General features: G+C 61.1%; 14 protein-coding genes. 10 read left to right on the top strand and 4 right to left on the bottom strand.

Going from position 1 to position 16060, the window contains the following annotated elements:
• Window positions 1-63: 63 nt before the first annotated feature.
• Window positions 64-1731, bottom strand: a complete 1668-nt coding sequence (locus ISP19_RS12020; RefSeq protein WP_204682416.1) for a DEAD/DEAH box helicase — start codon at window positions 1729-1731, stop codon at window positions 64-66.
• Window positions 1732-2089: 358 nt separating this feature from the next.
• Here ISP19_RS12020 and trxA point away from each other — a divergent pair, with 358 nt between their 5' ends.
• On the top strand, window positions 2090-2416 hold the full coding sequence (gene trxA, locus ISP19_RS12025) for a thioredoxin TrxA (RefSeq protein WP_204682418.1): 327 nt from the start codon (window positions 2090-2092) through the stop codon (window positions 2414-2416).
• A 154-nt stretch (window positions 2417-2570) separates the two neighbouring features.
• Window positions 2571-4328: a transcription termination factor Rho gene (gene rho / locus ISP19_RS12030; protein WP_204682420.1), complete on the top strand. Its 1758-nt coding sequence runs from the start codon at window positions 2571-2573 to the stop codon at window positions 4326-4328.
• A gap of 65 nt (window positions 4329-4393) precedes the next feature.
• Here rho and ISP19_RS12035 read toward each other — a convergent pair whose 3' ends face one another.
• A complete protein-coding gene (locus ISP19_RS12035; RefSeq protein ID WP_204682422.1) occupies window positions 4394-5191 on the bottom strand; it encodes a M23 family metallopeptidase in 798 nt (265 codons plus the stop codon).
• Between the two features lie 390 nt (window positions 5192-5581).
• On the opposite strand from ISP19_RS12035, the gene ISP19_RS12040 reads away from it, so the two are divergent.
• From ISP19_RS12040 to ISP19_RS12055, 4 genes are all read left to right on the top strand, one after another.
• Window positions 5582-6247 (top strand): response regulator, encoded by a 666-nt coding sequence (locus ISP19_RS12040; RefSeq protein ID WP_204682424.1) that lies wholly within the window; start codon window positions 5582-5584, stop codon window positions 6245-6247.
• 31 nt (window positions 6248-6278) lie between these two features.
• Complete coding sequence (locus ISP19_RS12045; RefSeq protein WP_204682426.1) at window positions 6279-7775, top strand: sensor histidine kinase; 1497 nt, start codon at window positions 6279-6281, stop codon at window positions 7773-7775.
• A gap of 194 nt (window positions 7776-7969) precedes the next feature.
• The gene (locus ISP19_RS12050; RefSeq protein ID WP_204682428.1) at window positions 7970-9337 is read left to right on the top strand and encodes a glutamate--cysteine ligase; all 1368 of its coding nucleotides are present in this window, start codon (window positions 7970-7972) and stop codon (window positions 9335-9337) included.
• Between the two features lie 11 nt (window positions 9338-9348).
• Window positions 9349-9972, top strand: coding sequence for a LysE/ArgO family amino acid transporter (locus tag ISP19_RS12055; protein WP_204682876.1), 624 nt, complete (start codon window positions 9349-9351; stop codon window positions 9970-9972).
• On the opposite strand, the gene ISP19_RS12060 is transcribed toward ISP19_RS12055, so the two are convergent.
• Window positions 9973-10434, bottom strand: coding sequence for a DoxX family protein (locus ISP19_RS12060; protein WP_204682430.1), 462 nt, complete (start codon window positions 10432-10434; stop codon window positions 9973-9975). It abuts the gene before it with no gap.
• 279 nt (window positions 10435-10713) lie between these two features.
• Here ISP19_RS12060 and bufA2 point away from each other — a divergent pair, with 279 nt between their 5' ends.
• The 4 genes from bufA2 (at window position 10714) to ISP19_RS12080 (ending at window position 13762) form a co-directional block, all read left to right on the top strand.
• On the top strand, window positions 10714-10983 hold the full coding sequence (gene bufA2, locus ISP19_RS12065; RefSeq protein ID WP_204682432.1) for a BufA2 family periplasmic bufferin-type metallophore: 270 nt from the start codon (window positions 10714-10716) through the stop codon (window positions 10981-10983).
• Window positions 10984-11058: 75 nt separating this feature from the next.
• Window positions 11059-11910, top strand: coding sequence for an MNIO family bufferin maturase (bufB, locus tag ISP19_RS12070; protein WP_204682434.1), 852 nt, complete (start codon window positions 11059-11061; stop codon window positions 11908-11910).
• A complete protein-coding gene (locus ISP19_RS12075; protein ID WP_204682436.1) occupies window positions 11907-12686 on the top strand; it encodes an HvfC/BufC N-terminal domain-containing protein in 780 nt (259 codons plus the stop codon). The genes bufB and ISP19_RS12075 overlap by 4 nt, the downstream gene beginning before the upstream one ends.
• Before the next feature lie 164 nt (window positions 12687-12850).
• A complete protein-coding gene (locus ISP19_RS12080; protein ID WP_204682438.1) occupies window positions 12851-13762 on the top strand; it encodes an AraC family transcriptional regulator in 912 nt (303 codons plus the stop codon).
• A gap of 82 nt (window positions 13763-13844) precedes the next feature.
• On the opposite strand, the gene dcp is transcribed toward ISP19_RS12080, so the two are convergent.
• The gene (dcp, locus tag ISP19_RS12085; RefSeq protein ID WP_204682440.1) at window positions 13845-16058 is read right to left on the bottom strand and encodes a peptidyl-dipeptidase Dcp; all 2214 of its coding nucleotides are present in this window, start codon (window positions 16056-16058) and stop codon (window positions 13845-13847) included.
• Window positions 16059-16060 lie beyond the last annotated feature (2 nt).

Raw genomic sequence — 16060 nt, forward strand, 5'->3', positions numbered from 1 at the left:
TGCTGTTCTGCGCGCCTTTGTTTATCGCTTCGCCACAAATCCGCCAGACGAAGCGATAACGGTTCAGCGACCAGTGAACAGATTGACCAGGCGACGGAAGAAACCCTGCTTCCTTGGAGCGGGCTGCTCGCCGGAGGGCGATTGCGCCACCACCTGCCGCGATGGACGACTGTTGTTGCCTGCCGAAGCAGTCAACGGATTGGCCACGGCCTCCGCACCCGGGGCACCGCCCGAACGGCGGCGACCGCGTCCACCGCGCCGGCGGCGACGTTTACCTTCGCCCGTGACATCACCCTGCGGCTGCTCGGAAGGCGATGGCGTAGGCGCTTTGTCCGTGTTTGCCGGAGCAGCTGCCTCGGCACGCGGTTTGCGCGGCCGGTCTTCGCGCCGACGCTCCGGCGACGAACCCGCGCGCGCGCCACTCCGCTCGCCAGCACGCCCATCGCGACGACGAGCCCCCCCTGGGGATTTTTCGCGCGGCGTCACCTTGTCGCCGAACGCTGCGCTGTCGGCAGCCGCCTCGGCGGCGAACTGCGGATCGACCTGCTTGGGCTCCGGCATGATCAGCAGCTCAGGTGCGATCGTTGCGGTGGGAATCTTCTGCCCGATGTATTCCTCGATGTCCGGCAGCGACATCGCATAAAGATCGCAGGCAAAGCTGATGGCATCGCCTTCGGCACCCAGGCGCGCGGTGCGGCCGATGCGATGCACGTAGTCTTCGGCGTCCTGCGGCAAGTCGTAGTTGAAGACGTGGCTGACCGCGGGAATGTGCAGACCGCGCGCAGCCACGTCGGTGCAGACCAGAATGTCGAGCTGGCCATCCTGGAAACGTTGCAGCAGTTTCTGGCGCTTTAACTGCGGCACGTCGCCGGACAGGGCGCCGACACGATAACCCTGCCGCTTGACGCGATCGGTGATGCGTTCGGCCGCGGCCTTGGTATTGACGAAGATGATGCTGCGCGACGCCGAGGCCTGCTCCAGCAGGTTCAGCAGCAGCGGCATCTTTTCTTCCTTGGCCGGGAAGTAGACCAGCTGGCGCACGCGGTCGGCGGTGACGTTATCGGTCTCCACCACCAGTTTCTCGGCGTTGTGCATGTGCTCGTAGGCCAGCTCCAGCACGCGGTGCGACAGCGTGGCCGAGAACAGCAGCACCTGGCGCTGCTCGCGTACCGGCAGGCGGCGGAAGATGAAGCGCACGTCCTTGATGAAGCCGAGGTCGAACATGCGGTCGGCTTCGTCGATCACCATCACTTCCACGCCGTTGAAGCCGAACACGTTCTGCTTGTGGTAGTCGAGCAGGCGGCCGGGGGTGGCGATGATGATGTCGCAGCCATCCTTCAGCATCTGGCGTTGCTTGTCGTAGTCGACGCCGCCGTAGATCAGCGCGGTGCGCAGGCCGGTGTAGCGGCCGATGTTCTTGGCATCTTTTTCGATCTGGATGGCCAACTCGCGGGTTGGTGCGATCACCAGCGCGCGCGGATCGGAATCCTTGCGCTCGGCCACCGCCGGCTGGGTCAGCAGGCGGTTCATCATCGCAACCAGGAAAGCGCAGGTCTTGCCGGTGCCGGTCTGGGCCTGGCCGGCGACATCGCGGCCTGTCAGGGCAACCGGCAAGGTCAGCGCCTGGATCGGCGTGCAGCGTGCAAAGCCGGCCTCGTCGAGGCCTTGCTGCAGCAGCGGATGCAAATCGAATTGGGTGAAGAAGGTTTCAGTAAGTACGGTTTGGGACATGAAAGGGGAGTCTGGTACGGGCTGGCGTGGAGCGCCCGGCCCGGTCCCGCAGTCAGTCTGGCAACTTTGGGACAGGTGGATGAAGGCGGCGCGCTTCACACAGCGGCACCGAAAGGGCGGCACGCCCCGCCGACATAGGTGAAACGGCTCGAAAACCACTTCACCTATGCCAGCCGGACCCGCCGCTTTGCCCTTGAATCGCTTGAATCGCGTCCCGACTTAGGCTGGAATGGAGCCCTGCCGCAACGGCACCGCTTCCATTCCCGGATCGACCCGCGCCTCATGGGCATTCCTATAGTGTAGCTGATGATCAGCACGCGGTCGTGAACCCTTACCCCGCCTACCTCGGAGACCCACGGTGAGCGAACTTATAAGCCATGTGAGCGACGACGCCTTCGATCAGGAAGTGCTGAAGTCGGAAACCCCCGTCCTGCTGGACTTCTGGGCCGAATGGTGCGGCCCGTGCAAGGCCATCGCACCCACCCTCGAAGATCTGGCCAAGCAGTACGAGGGCAAGCTGCGCGTGGTCAAGCTGAACATCGACCATAACCAGAAAACCCCCCGCACCTATGGCGTGCGCGGCATCCCGACCCTGATGGTCTTCAAGAACGGCAAGGTCGAAGCGACCCAGATCGGCGCGGTCAGCAAGGGCCAGCTGGTTCAGATGATCGACAAGGCGATCTGAGAGCGCCGCGTGCTCATCTCGCTGCGCAGGCCCTTTACGGCGCTGCGCGGCGAGTGCTAGATTCCTCTCAGTCGGGGCTGTCTTGCCCCCTCGCGCATTCCGCGCAACGCTCGTCCTCCCTCCTGTCATCAACGGCGCCCCGTGAGGTTTGCCCGTGTCCGATATCGAAAGCAAAGATTCTTCCGACGCCATCAGCGCCGAATCCAAACCTGTGAGTGATACGCCTACCCGTACCCGTGCGCCACGACGTTCCGCCGCCGCCGCGGCCGAAGCCAGTGCACAAAACGCGCGGCCCGCAGACGCCCCCGCTCCCGCTATCGAACGTCCGGCGCCCCCGATGGAGCGCCCCGAACTGCCCCCCATACCGGCCCCGTCGCAAGAACAACTGCGCTATGGCAATGGCCAGGGCAATGAAGGACAGGAAGCACCTCGCGACAACAACCAGGGCCAGGGCGGTCAAAACAATGGCGGCCAGAACCCTTACCAGGGTCAGGGCAACAACGACCGCCGTAATGATCGCAACGACCGCAACCGCCGCCGCCGTCACGAGCGCGGCCAGCGCCCACCGGGCCCGGGTGGCGGCCTGCCGCGCAACCCGCACGGCCTGCCGGTGGATGACGAGAACGCGGATATCGGCAGCAACGATCGCGTGATCAACCTCACCGAACTCAAGCGCAAGAATCCGGTTCAACTGCTGGAATTCGCCGAATCGCTCGGCATCCAGGAAGGCGTCGCCCGCCAGCGCCGCCAGGATGTGATCTTCAACATCCTCAAGGCACACGCCCGCTCAGGCGGTGGCATCTGGGCCGAAGGCGTGCTGGAAATCCTGCAGGACGGCTTCGGCTTCCTGCGTTCGGCCGACGAGTCCTATCTGGCCGGCCCCGACGATATCTACGTCTCGCCCAGCCAGATCCGCCGCTTCAACCTGCGCACCGGCGACTACATCACCGGACGCGTGCGTCATCCGAAGGAAGGCGAGCGCTATTTCGCCCTGCTGAAGGTCGACGACATCAACGGCGATCCGCCGGAAGCATCGAAGAACAAGATGCTGTTCGAGAACCTCACGCCGCTGTTCCCGCGCAAGGCGTTCCGCCTGGAGCGCGGCAATGGTTCGACCGAGGACATCACCGGACGCATCCTGGACCTGGTCGCACCGGTCGGTCGCGGTCAGCGCGGCCTGATCGTGTCGCAGCCGAAGTCCGGTAAGACGATGATGCTGCAGAACGTGGCGCAGGCGATCCAGTACAACCATCCGGACGTTCATCTGATCATGCTGTTGATCGACGAGCGCCCGGAAGAAGTTACGGAAATCGCCCGCACCGTGCGTGCGGAAGTGATCAGCTCCACCTTCGACGAGCCGGCCGTGCGTCACGTGCAGGTGGCCGAAATGGTGATCGAGCGCGCCAAGCGCCTGGTCGAGCACAAACGGGACGTGGTGATCCTGCTCGACTCGATCACGCGTCTGGCCCGTGCCTACAACACCGTGGTGCCCAGCTCCGGCAAGGTGCTTACCGGTGGTGTGGATGCCAACGCGCTGCAACGTCCAAAGCGTTTCTTCGGCGCCGCGCGCAATGTGGAAGAAGGCGGCTCGCTCACCATCATTGCCACCGCGCTGATCGATACCGGCAGCAAGATGGACGAAGTGATCTACGAAGAATTCAAGGGCACCGGCAACATGGAAGTGCACCTGTCTCGCCGCATTTCCGAAAAGCGCGTGTATCCGGCCATCGACATCAACCGCTCCGGCACGCGCCGCGAAGACCTGCTGATCGAGCCGGACCTGCTTGCCAAGATCTGGATTCTGCGCAAGCTGCTGCATCCGATGGATGAGCTGGCGGCGATGGAATTCATGCTCGACAAGATGAAGAACACCAAGTCCAACGACGAGTTCTTCAATTCGATGAAGCGCTGATGTTTCGCTGGAACGTATAGCAAAAGGCCGCCCGTAAAATTCGGGCGGCCTTTTTGTTTGCCGCATCACAATGCAGCGAGATAAGGTCCCGGATCCACCCGCTGACCGCTGCAATGGATTTCAAAGTGCAGATGCGGACCGGTGGAATGCCCGGTCGATCCAACCTTGGCAATCGGCTGCCCCGCCTTGACCTTCTCACCCACCTTCACCAGCAACTTCGAATTGTGCGCGTATAGCGTCTTGTAGCCGTTGTGATGGTTGATCACCACGACGTTGCCATACGAACGATCGTTGACCGCCCTGATGATGGTACCCGCCGCAACCGCATAAACCGGCGTGCCCACGGGTGCGGCGAGGTCGATACCGCGATGAAACACATGACCTTTGCCGAGCGGATTCGGGCGATCGCCGAATTCCGAGGTAACGCGCGCCATCGCAACTGGCATATGCGTTTCCATCTGATGGAATTTCGCCACTTCATCCAGTGGCATGGGCTCATTCGCCTGTACCGGCGGCTCGATGTGCGCCAGCGCATGATGATCGACTGACGCCCCATAAATGCGGGTCAACGCGCGAAAGTAGGTTCCGGGAGCGGCGAAGGACTCATTAACGTTGTCGGCCGTTGCCGCATGGGCTCGCTTGAAAACATTCGCATGGAAGAACCGGGCTTTTTCCGTCGGTCGCAAAAGATCATGCCGCTGATCGCGTGTTTGCGCACTGATGTTCTCATCAATCTGCTCGCGTTCACCTAGTGCCGCCACGGTGTAGGCCGCCAGCAAGGCGGCAAACATGCTGCCGGCAACAATGGGCCAGCGAAGCCGCGAAAGACGTTTCCTGACGGGGAAGAGAATCATCACAGACATCGTTTTTCCGGCACGCAGAAACCACATGCCCGTATTCATGGGCCCGCGAGTTTCCGTGGAGGGAATAGCGAGAATTTCCGTCATCTCGCCGGCTTGCTGAATAGCATCGCCGAGGCAGCGATCAGCGTTGATGGTCATTGAGCCAAAATTCGCCCGCCGCGAATATCGGATGAGTCTCAAAAAAATCCAAAAAACGCTCCAATGCCATTGATTTGCATCAATAAAGATGCCGGCTTAATTTTTTACTGACATTGACATAACCGAACGCCTACCTCATTCAGCAAATTCCTGGCAAGCAGAAAATGCCGCGGCAAGCCTAGGGTCCATACCAGTCTGTGTCGCCAGCGCGTCAGCTGTTAGGATCTTGCGACCCTCATTGTCCTTGGCCGTATGCGCATCCTGCTAGTTGAAGACGATCCCCTGGTATCCGACGCCATCGTGCGGGGCCTGGCCACCGCTGGCTATGTGGTAGACGCGGTCACCGACGCCGAATCCGTCCAAAGCCGCCTGGACACCACCCACTACGACCTTGCGATCGTGGATCTGGGACTACCTGGCGAAGATGGCTTCACCCTGGTCCGCCGCCTGCGCCGCGAGGGCAGTCCGCTGCCGCTGCTGATCGTGACCGCGCGCGATGGTCTGGACGACCGCGTCAATGCGCTGGACCTGGGCGCGGACGATTACCTGGTCAAACCTTTCGCCCTGCCCGAGCTGGCCGCGCGCTGCCGCGCGCTGATTCGCCGCGCCACGGCCGCCACCGCCAATGAAATGGTGGTGGGCCGCCTGCGCATTGACCTGGCTGGACGCCGCGCCATCGATGACAGCGGCCGGGTGCTCGAACTGACGCGTCGCGAATGGTCGATCCTGGAATGTCTCGCCCACCATAGTGGCCGGGTGGTCAGCAAGGAACGCCTGATCCAGGCCATCGTCAGCTGGGATGAGGAAATTTCCGGCAACGCGATCGAAGTGCATGTATCGCGTTTGCGTGCAAAACTGGGCGAGGCGGCCACGGTGCGCGGCATCCGTGGCCTCGGCTACCGCCTCGATGACGCCTAGGAAACCCTGACGATCCGACGTAGGCGGCACGATGTCCCGTTCCCACCCCAGGAGAGCTCCCAGCATTCGTGGCCGTTTGCTCGGCTATCTGCTGCTGCCTCTCGTGCTGTTGCTGATCGCCAGCATCTGGGCTGACCATCGCACCTACGTCACCCCGATGTACGACATCTTCGATCGCGCGCTCTCGCATTCCGCGGTGGCGATCGCATCGCATGTGCAAAAGGCGCCCGATGGGCGCCTTTACGTGGATAGGCAGGATCCGGGACCGCCACTAATTCATCCCCCGGGCGCGGAACCGATGCCGCCACCGCCCGGCGATGAGCCCTTTGAGCGAGCCAGACCACCTGGGCGCCTCGATCCCGAGTATCGCCCCATGTCTTGGATGCGGTTTTATTCGGGTGCGCGGGAAACCTTCGTCTACCGCGTCAGCCTGGCAGACGGGAGCACCCTGGCCGGCGAGGAAGGATTACCCATCGCTACCGGCAGGATCGTCGACAACCTCACCTATGGCGACGCGCATTACAAGCAGCGTTCCCTGCGCATAGCCAGCTATCACACCGAAGTCGGCGGCCAGCCCGTCATCGTGACCGTCGGCGAGACGGTGAATCGGCGCGACGCGGTGGTGCGGCGGCTGGATACCGTGGTCGGACTCAGCGACGGCATCCAGCTGGCGCTGGTGCTCGGCGTTTGCCTGTTCGGCATCACAGTGGCGTTGCGCCCGATCAACCGCTTGCGCGACCAGATCATGCGCCGCGAACCGCAGTCGCTACAGCCTCTGGCACTGGAGCCGGTGCCGGGCGAAGTGCGTCCGCTGGTGGAATCGCTCAATACCTTGCTGGTGACGGTGCGCGACTCCACCCTGGCCCAGCAACATTTTCTGACCAATGCCGCGCATCAATTGCGCACCCCGCTCACCGGTCTGAAAGCACAGCTGGAAGTACTTGCCAGCGAAATCCAGGACAACGCGCAGCAGGAGCGGATCAGCCGCCTGCAAGGCAGTGTGGATCGCCTTGCGCATACCGCCAACCAATTACTGGCGTTGGCGCGCGCCGAGCCCTCGGCACACGGTCCAGGCGATTTCGTCGCGATCCAGCTCGACTCGCTGATCGGCGCCGTCGTCAGCTCCCTGCTGGATCGCGCGCTGGCGCATGACATCGACCTCGGCGCCGAATGCGAACCGGCGCAGGTCCACGGCGTGTACTGGCTGCTGCATGAGTTACTGATCAATCTGCTCGACAACGCCATCCGCCACACGCCCAAGGGCGGCAATATCACTCTGCGCTGCGGTCGGCATGCAGGGGCGCCCTATCTGGAAGTGGAAGATAGCGGTCCAGGCGTTCCGCCCGCCGAGCGCGAACGCGTGCGCGAGCGTTTCTATCGCGCGGCCGGCAGCGATGGCCAAAGCAGCGGCCTGGGGCTGGCGATCGTCGAGGAAATCGCGCGTGCCCATCGCGCACGTTTCGAGATACTTGATGCCCTTGAGGGAACCGGTGCGCGCATGCGTATCGAATTCCCGGCAAATGCCTAAGGTCATCTTCACACCCGTTCGAATCCGTACCAAGGTATAGAACCCATCCAATAGAGGGGTGGGACTCGGCTTGCCGTCAAGCAAGTCCGATCGCTTTGTAGCTGTACTGTCACGTACAATTTTTTTGATTCACCCCCTTTTCAGCGCGATATCGCGCCTCCATAGTCGGAGGCCATCCCCTTGAGGCATGCCACGTGTCTATACCCAGTGCCGTCAAGAGCACCCCGATCCACGGTCGCCAGCAGTTGATCGATTACCTGGCCGCGGGCGAGAAGCCGCGTGAGGCGTGGCGGATCGGTACCGAGCACGAGAAGTTCGGCTTTCGCACGGATGATCTGCGGCCGCCGGCCTTCGAAGGCGATCGTGGCATTCGAGCCCTGCTGGAAGGCATCGCCGGACGTTACGGCTGGGACATTGCCCGTGAGGGCGAGACACCGGTGGCGCTGACGCGCGACAAGGCCAACATCACGCTGGAACCGGCTGGTCAGCTTGAGCTTTCCGGTGCACCGCTGGAAACCATCCACCAGACTTGCTGCGAAGTGAATTCGCACCTGGAAGAGGTGCGCTCTGTCGCAGACGGCCTGGGCCTGGGTTTCCTTGGCATGGGCTTCCAGCCCAAGTGGCGTCGCGACGAGATGCCGTGGATGCCCAAGGGCCGCTACAAGATCATGCGCGAATACATGCCCAAGGTCGGCTCCCTCGGCCTGGACATGATGACGCGCACCTGCACGGTACAAGTGAACCTGGACTTCGGCAGCGAAAGCGACATGGTGCGCAAGTTCCGCACCAGCCTTGCGCTGCAACCGATCGCCACCGCGCTATTTGCCGATTCACCATTTAGCGGAGGCAAGCCCAACGGTTATCTCTCGTATCGCTCGCATGTATGGACCGATACCGATGCGAACCGCACCGGCATGCTCGATTTCGTGTTCGAAGACGGCTTCGGTTACGAGCGCTATGTGGATTACATCCTCGATGTGCCGATGTATTTCAGCTATCAGGATGGCCGCTACATCGATCTCGCCGGCCAGGACTTCAAGCGTTTCATGACGGGTACGCTGGATGCCCTGCCCGGCACACACGCCACCATGAAGGATTGGGCCGATCACCTCACCACCGCGTTTCCGGAAGTGCGTCTGAAGCAATATCTCGAAATGCGCGGCGCCGATGGCGGCCCATGGAATCGCTTGTGCGCGTTGCCCGCGCTATGGGTCGGACTGCTCTATGACGACGATGCCCTGTATGCCGCTTGGGACCTGGTGAAGGATTTCACGCGCCAGGAACGTCACGCGCTGCGCGATGGCGTGCCGAAACACGGCTTGAAACTGCCATTTCGCAACGGCACCGTAGGTGATCTCGCCCGGGAAACTTTGCAGATCGCCGCCCACGGCCTGAAGCGCCGCCATCGGCTCAACCGCCACGGCGCGGACGAAAGCATCTTCCTCGAACCGCTGATCGAGATCGTCGATGCCAACCAGACACCGGCCGAACGCAAGCTCGAACTGTTCCATGGCGCGTGGAACGGCAGTGTGGATCCGGTATTCAAGGAATTCGCGTATTGATCGCCACAGGGATGGCACACGCTCCGTTTCTCGCCGGATTGCTGCTCGGCGCATCGTTGATCGTTGCCATTGGCGCGCAGAATGCTTTTGTTCTGCGTCAAGGACTGTTGCAGGCACATCGGTTCCCGGTAGCCTTGTTTTGCGCACTCTCCGATGCCGTGCTTATCGCTGCGGGAGTCGGTGGGCTGGGGATCGCGGTAGGACAGCATCCGCGTGTGCTTGCACTGATCGCATGCGTCGGCGCGCTGGTGTTGATTTGGTACGGCGTGCAGGCACTGCGGCGTGCCTTTCATCCGCAGGTGCTGACACCCGATACACACGGCAAGACCAGCAGCATGTGGCGTGTGATCGCCACATGCGCCGGATTCACCTGGCTCAATCCGCACGTGTACCTGGATACGGTGCTGCTGATCGGCAGTCTGGCCTCGGCCTGGCCTGCACCGTTGCCGCGTACGTTATTCGCCATCGGCGCCGCCACCGCATCCTTTATCTGGTTTTTTTCGCTAGCTTACGGCGCGCGCCTGCTTGCTCCATTGTTCCGTAAAGCAACCGCCTGGCGCGTGCTCGACGTGCTGATCGCCGTAGTCATGTGGAGCATCGCCATCAAGCTGTTGCTGTCGTTTCTGACAGACTGATCAGTCCCGCGTGCGAATGCCCAGCCAGCGCGCCACCAAGGTATCCAGACTGATCTTGCCGGGACCGGCCATCAGGAACCAGCAGAAGATCAGCGTGTAGACCACTTCGTCGGCTTCGACGTAATCGTCCAGCCCCATCAGGTTGCTCGACACCACCAGGGTGACGGCCACAATCATGTTGATGATCATCGGAATGGTCACCAGGCGAGTGAACAGTCCAAGCATCAACAGCAAGCCGCCCAGCAATTCCGTCCAGGCCGACAGTGCCGCACTGAACGCCGGGAATGGAATGCCCCATCCCATGAAGCGCTGGGTGAAGCCAGCCAGGTTATGCACTTTGGCGATGCCGGTCTCGAGCCAGAAGTACCCAAATACCACGCGTACCACCAGCGGCCCAAGCCAACGCCCGGCATGCAGGATGCTGAGCACTTGCGAGCACTTTTCAGCGAGAAATTGACGCATTGCACATATTCCTTGGCATGAAGTAGGTGCATGATGCGCGAACCCGCTTTAGGCCTGCCATATCCATGCGTCCAGGCTTTCTTGCTCGGAATCCGGGGCTAACAAGCCCGCATGCAAACCGGACGATCGGGCATAAAAGCGGGATGCGCAGATGCAGTCCTCTAGGCAACGAAGCAACACAATGACCCTGTCGAAGCCGGCAAGCGGATCACCCCGGTTACTGGATAAGACATTCCCAAAGCCGCATGGCGGCGAACGAAACCTTTAGGAGCCATAGACATGAATATCAAGACAGTCAACGCCAGCGCCATGGCCGTTATCGTGGCCGGCCTGTTCGCCGCTGCCGCCATGAACACCGCCGTGGCCAGCACCCCGGCCGGCGACCAGGCGGGGGTCAAGTGCCTGAATTCCTCGTCCTGTAAAGGCCAAGGCGCCTGCAAGCAAGCCACCAATTCGTGCAAGGGCCAGAATGCTTGCAAGGGTCAGGGCTTCACCATGCAGAAGACCCAGGCTGACTGTGCTGCCGCACAAGCCGCTGCGAAGAAGTAATGCTTGTAGTGGGGCGCAGTGCAAAGCAGTGCGCCCCACTCTTACATTCATTGTCCGGTAGCCCAGACCATGGCCATGAACAAGATGGAACGCGCCGATCGCCTCCCCTATCTCGGCTACGGGCTGGGTTTGCGCACCGAACATTACGAGGCACTGCTGGCCGATCCGGGCAAGGTGCAATGGCTGGAAGTGGTTTCGGAAAACTACATGGTGAGCGGCGGCCTGCCGCTGGTATGGCTGGAGCGATTTCGCGAACGCTTTCCATTGGTGATGCATGGCGTATCGATGTCGATCGGCAGCACCGATCCGCTCGATAACGACTATCTCGCGCGACTGGTTGCACTGGCGCAACGCATCGAACCGGCCTGGATTTCCGATCACCTGTGCTGGACTGGCGTACAAGGCGTGAATCTTCACGACCTGATGCCGCTGCCTTATACCGAAGAAGCCCTTGATCACGTCGTCGATCGCGTCAGGCGTGTGCAGGACACGCTCAAGCGCCGCATCTTGCTGGAGAACGTTTCCAGCTACGTGAGCTTTGCCGATTCTCAACTGACGGAATGGGACTTCCTGGCCTCGGTGGCCGAACGTGCCGATTGCCTGATTCTGCTCGACATCAACAATGTGCATGTCAGTGCCATGAATCATGGCTTCTCGCCGCAGGATTATCTGCGAGGCATTCCTGTCTCGCGCGTGCAACAGTTTCATCTCGCCGGTTATGAGCAAGGTGAGCAGCTGATCATCGATACCCATGACGCACCCGTGTCACATGCCGTGTGGGATCTGTATATCGACGCCGTACGCAGGTTCGGGCGAGTCTCGACCATGATTGAACGCGACGACCACTTTCCGCCACTGACCGAACTACTAACCGAACTTGAGCATGCACGCGCATTGGCTGAGCCCTTGCTGCGAGATGCTGCATGAATTCGTTGCAAGCCATCCAGCAGCAAATGCTGCAAGCCGTGCTGGCAGAAAGAGCGCACTTGCCTTTCACCATTCGTGGCGACGCCATTGCCGATGCCGACAGCCGGCTCGCCGTTTATCGGCACGGTTATCGAATTCGTTTGCGCGATGCCCTGAAAAACGAATTTGCCGGCCTGCGCAGCATGGCTGAACAGCGATTCCAGCGCATGCTGGACAAATACGTCGCCGCGCATCCTTCCGAGCACTACAACATTCGCTGGTACGGTGCAGGGCTGGCGGCTTTCCTCGACTATGCGCGCCCTTGGCGCGAGCAGCCGCAATGGGCCGAAATGGCTCGCCTGGACTGGGCCATCTCGACCGCCTTCGATGCCGAGGACGAAGCCTGCATCGGCATGGTCGAGCTGTCATCCGTGCCATCTGATACCTGGCCCGGTCTGCTCCTTTCGCTGCAGCAGAACCTGCACATCCTGGCCGCCCACTACAACATCGAGGCCTTCCGGCGTGCCGCCGATCGTGGCGACAAACGTCCACGCCTGCGCCGTTTTGAGCAGGCCCGCCAGATACTGGTGTGGCGTAAAGCGATGTCCGTCCACTACCGCCTGCTGGAAGAGGATGAGTGGCAGGTCCTGAGCGCCGTCATACAAGGCGAGCCCTTCGCTTCATTGTGCGAACGCATGGCCAACCTCCACGACGAAACCAGCGCGACGCCGCGCATGGTGATGCTGCTGCAAGGCTGGCTGGAAGCCGGCCTGATCCGTGGCTGGAGCTTCGGCTAACTCGTGTTTCCGCGCCTGCCGGGACCCCACCTTACCCTGGCTGATCCGCCTTGCTGCCCCTCCGAGGCGGCCTATCGCCTGCGCGAAAGGTAGACACTCCGTGTAACCCGCACCAGCTTCCGGCGAAGAAAGAGGCATAGCGCCACGTCACGGAAGCCCTGCCCATGTCGATTGAGCACCACCCCACCCTGGCCGCCCACACCCATCACCATGCTGTCGCACCTGCCCTCGAGTCCTTGCTCAATCACTCGATGCTGCGAGTCGACATAGTCGCTGAGGAGCAATACTGCGGCTCCTGGTTCATGGACGAACCTCGCTACCATTGCGGCCTTTTCCATCTCGTCGGCACCGGCGAATGCCTGGTCGAAAGCTCCGCTTTCAGCGAAGCGCTACATCTGGAAGCCGGCGATCTGGTCGTGCTTCCGCATGGCGATCCGCATCGACTTTACGCACGCAACGACCACGAAGAAACCGTCACCAGTCTTATCTGCGGCGAATTGCACTTCTCCAGCCATACCCAGCACCCGCTCAGCCACGCCCTGCCAACCTGTTTTGTGGTGCGCGCGGCGCAGGCCGATGCAGTATTCCGACATCTGACGGCCATGATGGTCGACGTTGCCCACTCCGGCATGCCAGGCCGCAAAGTGCTGTTGAACAAGCTCGCCGACACGTTGTTTACCCTGGCGGTATGTGACTACGCCCATCGCAACACCGACCATCGCGGATTGTTCGCCGCGCTGGCCGACGGCCGTATCTGCAAAGTTCTGCAGGCGGTGCACGAAAATCCCGGACAGTCGTGGACCATGCAATCCATGGCGTCGCTCGCGTGCATGTCCCGTTCCGCCTTTGCCGAACGCTTTGCACAACTGATGAAGATGCCACCGATGCAATACGTGACGCAGTGGCGTGTCAGCGTCGCCGAACGGATGCTGCGTGATAAGCAGCTATCGGTTGCGTGGATTTCCGAACAGCTTGGCTACAGCAGCGAAGCCGCGTTCAGGCGACTGTTCAAGCGTGTCAGCGGCATTTGTCCGGGACGTCTGCGCAATTTAAACGAAGAGCGTGTCTTGAACTGAGCTGCCTGCCGCACGTAGGTTCGGCATAAAAAAAGCGGGCCGTCATGCCGGCCCGCTTTTATGAAGAGACGTAAACTAAGGCTTACTTCGCCGGCGTCTGCTTCAAGCCCCGATCGATCAGCATCGGCTCGATGCTCGGATCCTGACCACGCCAATCCTTGTACAGCTTGGACAGTTCCACCGTATTGCCGCGCGAAAGAATCATGGCGCGGAAACGATCACCGTTTTCGCGGGTCAGACCACCATGCTGCTTGAAGCCTTCGAAGGCGTCGTCAGCAAGCATCTGGGTCCATAGGTAAGCGTAGTAACCGGCTGAGTAGCCGTTGCTCCAGATATGCAGGAAATAGCTGGAACGGTAGCGCGGCGGAACATAGGAAAGATCCACGCCATCTTTCTTCAGCGCAGCGGCTTCAAACTCGTCGGCATTCTGCTTCGGCTCGTCAGCGCTCAGCATGTGCCAGTTCATGTCCAGCATCGCCGCCGCGACCAGTTCGGTCATGTCATAACCCTTGTTGAACAGGCCGGCCTTCTTGAGCTTGTCGACCAGCTCCTGCGGCATCGGCTTGCCGTCCTTGTAGTTCTTCGCGTAGTTGGCGAACACCTTCGGATCGGTAGCCCAGTGTTCGTTGAACTGTGAGGGAAACTCAACGAAGTCGCGTGCCGTAGCCGTACCCGACAACGTCGGATATTCCACGTCGGAGAACAGACCATGCAGGCCGTGACCGAACTCATGGAACATGGTGACGACATCGTCCAGCGACAGCAGCGCAGGCTGGCCGTCGGCAGGCTTGGTGAAGTTGGCAACGTTGTAGATCACCGGCTTGGTGCCAAGCAGCTTGGACTGGCCGACGAAGTTATCCATCCAGGCGCCGCCGTTCTTGTTGTCGCGCTTGAAGTAATCGAAGTAGAACAGCGCCAGCGACTTGCCATCCTTGTCGAACACTTCGAACACGCGCACATCCGGGTTGTAGACCGGGATGTCCTTACGCTCCTTGAAGGTCAGGCCGTAGAGCTGGTTGGCGGCATAGAACACGCCGTTCTGCAGCACATTATTCAGTTCGAAGTACGGCTTGATCTGTGAATCGTCCAGATCGTACTTGGCCTTGCGCACCTCTTCTGCGTAGTGCTCCCAATCCCACGGCTCAAGCTTGAACGTGGGCTGGTGCAGCGCGGCTTGATCCTTGTCGATCTGTTTCTGGATATCGGCCGCTTCGATCTTGGCGCGCGCCACCGCTGCGGGCGCGAGCTTGTCCATGAAGCTCATGACCGTCTCGGGCTTTTCGGCCATCTGGTCTTCAAGCGTCCATGCCGCGTAGTTCGGGAAGCCGAGCAGTTTGGCTTCCTGTGCACGCAGCTGAGCAAGGCGTTCAATGATGTCGCGCGTGTCGTTGGCATCGCCCTTTTCGGCGCGCGTCCACGACGCTTCGAACAAGGCCTTGCGCGTGGCCCGATCGGTCAGATCCTGCAGCAGCGGCTGCTGAGTAGTGTTCTGCAGCGTCAGCACCCACTTGCCATCCAAGTGACGATCCTTGGCGGCTTGGACGGCGGCGGCGACATCTTCATCGGAAAGACCGGCAAGCTTGCTCTTGTCGTCAATGACCAGCGCACCGTCCTTCGAGGCGGCGAGCAGCTTGTTATTGAACTGTGCTTCGAGGCCGGCCTCTTCCTTGTTGTAATCCTTCAGCTTGGCTTTGTCGGCATCGGAAAGCTTGGCACCGGCCATGACGAAGTTACGGTAGACCACTTCAATCAGGCGCTGCGACTCGGGATCGAGCTTGAGCGAGTCGCGCTGGTCGTACACCGTCTGAAGACGTTGGAACAGCTTGTCGTTGAGGTGGATCGCATCCTCATGCTCCGCGAGCTTCGGAGCCTCGTCTTCCTGCACCTTCTGCAGCGCGTCGTCAGTGTTAGCGGCCGTGATGCCGTTGAACACGCCCATCACGCGATTGAGCAGCACGCCGGTTTTCTCCAGCGCCACGTAGGTGTTCTCGAAGGTTGCCGGATCAGGATTGTTGGCGATCTTGTCGACCTCGGCGAGCTGCTGCTTCATGCCCTCTTCGATCGCCGGCTGGTAGTCGCTGTCCTTGATCTTGTCGAACGGCGGCGCCTGGTACGGCAGCGTGCTGGCGGTGAAGAACGGATTGCTGGCCGGCGCCTCGGCCACGGCCGCGGTAGATGCCTTGGCTGGCGCGCTGCCCGAGGACGCCGGCGCCGAGTTGCTGGCATTGTTCGGCGACTGGGAACAGGCGGCGAGCGCGATCGATGTGGCAATCGCAAGGAAACGAAGACGAGGCATGA

This window comes from Dyella flava (assembly GCF_016904955.1).
GTDB lineage: Bacteria > Pseudomonadota > Gammaproteobacteria > Xanthomonadales > Rhodanobacteraceae > Dyella_B > Dyella_B flava.

Excerpts from the sequence above, each read along its gene's own strand:
- bufB (WP_204682434.1), top strand. The coding sequence starts at position 11,059 with ATGAACAAGATGGAACGCGCCGATCGCCTCCCCTATCTCGGCTACGGG.
- dcp (WP_204682440.1), bottom strand. The coding sequence starts at position 16,058 with ATGCCTCGTCTTCGTTTCCTTGCGATTGCCACATCGATCGCGCTCGCC.
- ISP19_RS12035 (WP_204682422.1), bottom strand. The coding sequence starts at position 5,191 with ATGTCTGTGATGATTCTCTTCCCCGTCAGGAAACGTCTTTCGCGGCTT.
- ISP19_RS12020 (WP_204682416.1), bottom strand. The coding sequence starts at position 1,731 with ATGTCCCAAACCGTACTTACTGAAACCTTCTTCACCCAATTCGATTTG.
- ISP19_RS12080 (WP_204682438.1), top strand. The coding sequence starts at position 12,851 with ATGTCGATTGAGCACCACCCCACCCTGGCCGCCCACACCCATCACCAT.
- ISP19_RS12075 (WP_204682436.1), top strand. The coding sequence starts at position 11,907 with ATGAATTCGTTGCAAGCCATCCAGCAGCAAATGCTGCAAGCCGTGCTG.
- ISP19_RS12040 (WP_204682424.1), top strand. The coding sequence starts at position 5,582 with ATGCGCATCCTGCTAGTTGAAGACGATCCCCTGGTATCCGACGCCATC.
- bufA2 (WP_204682432.1), top strand. The coding sequence starts at position 10,714 with ATGAATATCAAGACAGTCAACGCCAGCGCCATGGCCGTTATCGTGGCC.
- ISP19_RS12055 (WP_204682876.1), top strand. The coding sequence starts at position 9,349 with ATGGCACACGCTCCGTTTCTCGCCGGATTGCTGCTCGGCGCATCGTTG.
- ISP19_RS12060 (WP_204682430.1), bottom strand. The coding sequence starts at position 10,434 with ATGCGTCAATTTCTCGCTGAAAAGTGCTCGCAAGTGCTCAGCATCCTG.
- ISP19_RS12045 (WP_204682426.1), top strand. The coding sequence starts at position 6,279 with ATGTCCCGTTCCCACCCCAGGAGAGCTCCCAGCATTCGTGGCCGTTTG.